The organism is Protofrankia sp. CiP1_Cm_nod3 (genome assembly GCF_982290655.1).
Map to the genome: position 1 here is coordinate 4,743 of NZ_CEVIVD010000088.1, position 4,453 is coordinate 9,195.

Genomic DNA, 4,453 nt, shown 5'->3' on the forward strand with positions numbered 1-4,453 from the left:
CGGCTGGGGTGGTTCCACGATCGTCGTGGGTGGGGCGTTGACCGGCGGTGGAGCGGCCGGGCCGGTGGCGCCGGCCGGGGGGAGCGCACCGTCGTCGAGGGAGAGCTGGGACGACACCAGCGCCACCCCGGCCGGCTGCCCGAAGTCGGACGTGGCCGGCCCGGTGCGCTGGGCGGACGGCTGCTGGGCGGATGGACCACCCACCGCGGAGCCGATCGGTCCCGACGATCCGGACGCGGGCGAGGGATCCGGGGAGAAGCGGCCGGGCTCCTCACCGGACGAATTCGGTGTGATCACGGCGGTGCCGGGGCGGCCGGCGGTGGTACCAGGCGCCGCGGTGGGCCAGTTGACCACGGCGACGACACCGACCGTGGCCATGACCAGCAGCGATGCGGCGGCCGCCGCGACCGGCCGGCTGCGCCAGCGTGATCCGGCTTCCGGAGGCTCCCCGCCGGGGTACCCGGGCGCCAGCGGCACGACCGCGCCCGCCTTGCCCTGGCCCGGCCTGCCCAGGCCCGTCGTCCCGCCCAGGCCCGGCCCGGCTGGGACGGGCGGGGCGCTCTGGCCCCTCGCCGGGCTGATGGCCAAGGTCCTGTCGATGCCCGCCGGCTCGGTGTGGGCCGGTGGCTGGCCCGGGGCGGCCACGCTGTCGTAGGCCGCATCGCTGTAAGCCGCGCCGTCGTGGGCCGCGCCGTCGTAGGTGGTACCGACGGCGGCGCCGTAGGCGGTACCGACAGCGCCGGCGGGGCCGGCGGCGTGGACGGGGCCGGCGGGGCCATCCACGGCGTCGCGGGGGATGACCGCTGTGCTGTTGTGGCCGGAGCCGAGCGCCTGGTAGCGGGTGCGGGCGGCGATGTCGCGGGCGGTGGCCGCCGCGGCGGCCCGGTCGAAGGTGCGCGCGAGCCCCTCCCGCAGGGATGCCGGTGCCGCCACTATCCGGGTCGCGGCGAGCATCTCCTCGGGGGTGATCCCGTGCGGTACCGGGGCTGCCTGTACCTGCGGCGAGCCCGACCAGGCCAGTGAGCTGCCGCGGGCGAGTTCCAGCAGCCACGAGTGCAGCCGGCTGGGATCGCTGAGCGGGCTGAGACGGCTACGGGCGACGAGGGCGAACGCCGTGCCCGCGGCGGCGTGCGCGACGGTCGGCTCGCCAAGGATCAGCAGGCACACGGAGAAGACGTCGTCGGCGTACCGGTCGTAGAGATCGTCGAATGCCTGCCGCTGGCCATGCCGAATCCGCATGACGATGTCGGCGTCGATGTCGGCGTCGATGTCAGCGTTGGCGCCGACTGCCGGTCGCTCCGGTCGCAGCCTCCCGCCGAAGGTGGTGTGGTCGATGCCGCCGTCCATCAGTGCACTCTCCCGGATCCCCCATCGGTGATTCCCGTCGCAGCCGTGCTCTGACACGGACGGAGTGATATCACCATCACTCTTTACGGTAGAACGTCCCGGTCATCTCATGCGGAACCTTGGGAAAACTTTGTTGTCACATGACGGACTCGTAACGCGCCAGGCCTGATCCACGCCGTCCCCCCACCGCCGTCCCGCCACCGCCGACGAACCGGCGGCGGCGGGACGGCTGGTGGCAGGGCAGTGCGGGAGCGGCCCTCGGGCCGCCGCCCGGTGCCGGGAGGGGAGCGGCTCCCGGCCGGCCGTTCCCGTGGCGTCGAGTGATCAGGACGGCTGCTGGGCGAGGGTCACCTCGGTGGTCTGCGTCTGGCCGTTGCGGGTGTAGGTGACCGTCACCTTGCTGCCGATGTCATGTGAGCGCACGGCGGCGATGAGGCCGTCCACACTGGTGATCCGGCGGTCCCCCAGCTTGGTGATGACATCGCCCGGCTGGAGCCCGGCCCGCTGCGCCGGCCCGTCGCCCACCAGGTTCTCGACGGTGGCACCGGTGCCCTCACCCGTCGGATCGGACGGGCCCGCGCCCGCCGTGGACGCGCTGACCCCGAGGTACGGATGCCTCGCGGCGCCCCCGGTGATCAGTTCTTCGGCGATGGACTGGGCGTAGTTGGCCGGGATCGCGAACCCGACGCCGATGTTGCCGGACTGCTGCTGGCCGCCGAAACCACGGCCGCCCGATCCCACGGTGGCGATCGCCGAGTTGATGCCGATCAGCTCACCCCTGCTGTTGACCAGCGGGCCGCCGGAGTTGCCCGGGTTGATCGGGGCGTCGGTCTGGATGGCGTCGAGAACCGCGTTGCTGTCCTGGACGTCGGTGTCACCGGTCCGCACCGGCCGGTGCACGGCGCTGACGATGCCCGAGGTCACAGTGCCGTTCAGGCCGAGGGGGCTGCCGACCGCGACCACCAGTTCGCCGACCGCGAGCGCGTCGGAGTTACCGAAGGTCGCCGGCTTCAGGCCGGTTTCTTCGATCTTGATGACCGCGAGGTCGGAGCTCGGGTCGGCACCGACGATCTTCGCGTTGTAGTCCTTGCCGTCCTGCGTGCTCACGCTCAGCGAACCGCCGCGCGCGGCGTCGGAGACCACGTGGTTGTTGGTGAGGATGTAGCCGTCCTGGCGGATGATCACCCCGGAGCCGGTGCTCCCCTCGTTGCTCCTGGAGGCGGCGGAGATCGTGACCACGCTCGGGAGGATGGCCTGCGCCGCGGCCGACACCGTGCCGACCGCGGCCGGCGACGTGCCACCCGAGCCGTTGTCGGTGCTGCGCAGCAGTCCGCCGGAGGACACCACGGTCTGTCCGTTGTCGTTGTTGCCGGCCACCAGCGCCCCCACGCCGCCGCCCACCCCGGCCGAGAGCAGCGCGAGCGCGACCGCGGCGGCGGCCAGCCGGCGGCGGTGCGGTGGCCCCGACGGCCCGGCGGCCCGCGTGGTGCCCTGGTACGGGCCGGCCGGTGGTGCGGGCGGCGCGTGGAAGGGATTCCCGGCGCCGGGCAGCCCGCCAAGGTAGTTCGCGCCGGGCCGGGCCGGGTCAGGCGGGGGGAACGCCCCCCCGTCGCTGCCGGCCGCGGCCTGCTCTTCCGCCCGCGGCGTGTTCCACGGCGTGTCCCACCAGACCCGGCCGGACGGCTCGCCCGGCCCGCCGGGACGAGGCCGGGGCTCGTTCCCGGACGACGAGGCCGTCGACGGTGGGGCCGGCGTGCCGGCCGGCCGCTGCCACGGTGAGCTGTCGGGGCTGGCGGGAGCCTGTTTCCTGTCGGCGGACGCGAAGGGCGCCGTGGGGTTCGGCGGGGTCGGGCCGCCCTGCCCCGGGCCGCCTGGCGGTGGGTCACCGCCGACGGCCGGCCGGGCCGGCCGTGTGTCGGCAACGGGATAGGGGTCGACATCCGGCACCGCCCAGTCCGGGCCGTCCGGGCCGTCCGCGACGCCGTCGTCGGATACGTGCGCGTTCAAAGATGATCCGTCCGCGAAGGTGACGAAGGGAGGCCGCGTGCTCATGGTACGAACCTTCCCCTCGCAAGCTGAGTGAATACTGAAGTACAGACAACAGTCGGCTGAGACAGGGTGCCGGACGGTGTCCGCCGCCCGACACGGCCCGCCGGCCGGCACCCCCGGGATCACGCGCCGACGGGGGCGACGACGGCAGAGTACGCAGCGTACGGCCGCGGGAGGCAGCGCGGGAACACGGCGTCGGGGAGTGCGCGGCAGCGGGGAACGCCGGTGAGGAACGCCGGTGGCGGGGAACACAGGGGAACGCCAGGGGAACACCGTGGTGAGAAACAGCGAGCCACGGTGGGAAAACGGGGGCCCGGCAGGGAACGATGCGCGCTGTCAGGATGCCGGTGCAGGTGGCGTCTCGTGTCGACAATCATAGCCGTCCCGTTCCGGACGCCCGTCCGTGTCTTTCCGTGTCTTTCCGTGGCTCTTCTGCTGTTGCGTGTCCGGCCCGTTGTTCCGTCCGCCCGGAGCCCCCTTCCGGGACCCGTCCCCGTAGCGGGGGTTTTCACCATGCCGGATGCTTGCACCGCGGCGGGAACCGCGACGGGACGGGTATTGTGACCGAACCCGCTTACCATCTTCCACATCGGTCCCGTTCTCCGGTTTCCCGCTCCGCGTCCGCGTCCGCGTCCGTTCCCGGGTAGCGGGTCCCGGATTCGCCGTGACAGCCCTCAGTAGCTTCTCAGGCACGGTTCAGCCCGTTCTCACCGCGAGCGCCGACGCTGGGAGGTGTGAACCTGTCGAAACGTTTTCGGGCCGACCGCCCCGTCAGCCCGGCTGTGCCCGGACCGCCATGTGCGGTACCCGGGAGCGGCGACAGAGACAGCCCCACAGCCCCCGCCACCGGCGCGCCGTCCGTCATCCGCGCGGACGTCCCGCCGGCGCCCCCCGAGGCGGCGTCCGACGGTCCGGAGCACGCCGGCCCCGCGTACGCCGCTGCCATGCCCCCCGGGCCCGCCGGCGCTGTGCCCGCCGGCGCTGTGTCCGCCGGGGGCGGGCCCGCCGGTGCTGTTCCCGTCGGCGTCCTCGCGGAACCGGGGCTCGCCGCTCCCGG

2 protein-coding genes are annotated in these 4,453 nt (G+C 73.8%); both read right to left on the reverse strand.

Features of this window, described 5'->3' with window-relative positions; genetic code table 11:
• Window positions 1-1,347: hypothetical protein (locus tag AC5LUJ_RS16285; protein WP_493465232.1), on the reverse strand; the 1,347-nt coding region annotated here is incomplete at its 3' end.
• A gap of 324 nt (window positions 1,348-1,671) precedes the next feature.
• Complete coding sequence (locus tag AC5LUJ_RS16290; RefSeq protein ID WP_493465233.1) at window positions 1,672-3,399, reverse strand: S1C family serine protease; 1,728 nt, start codon at window positions 3,397-3,399, stop codon at window positions 1,672-1,674.
• Window positions 3,400-4,453: the final 1,054 nt, after the last annotated feature.

What these genes read in the sequence shown, in the direction of transcription:
- AC5LUJ_RS16290 (WP_493465233.1), bottom strand. Translation starts at nt 3,399, where the DNA reads ATGAGCACGCGGCCTCCCTTCGTCACCTTCGCGGACGGATCATCTTTG.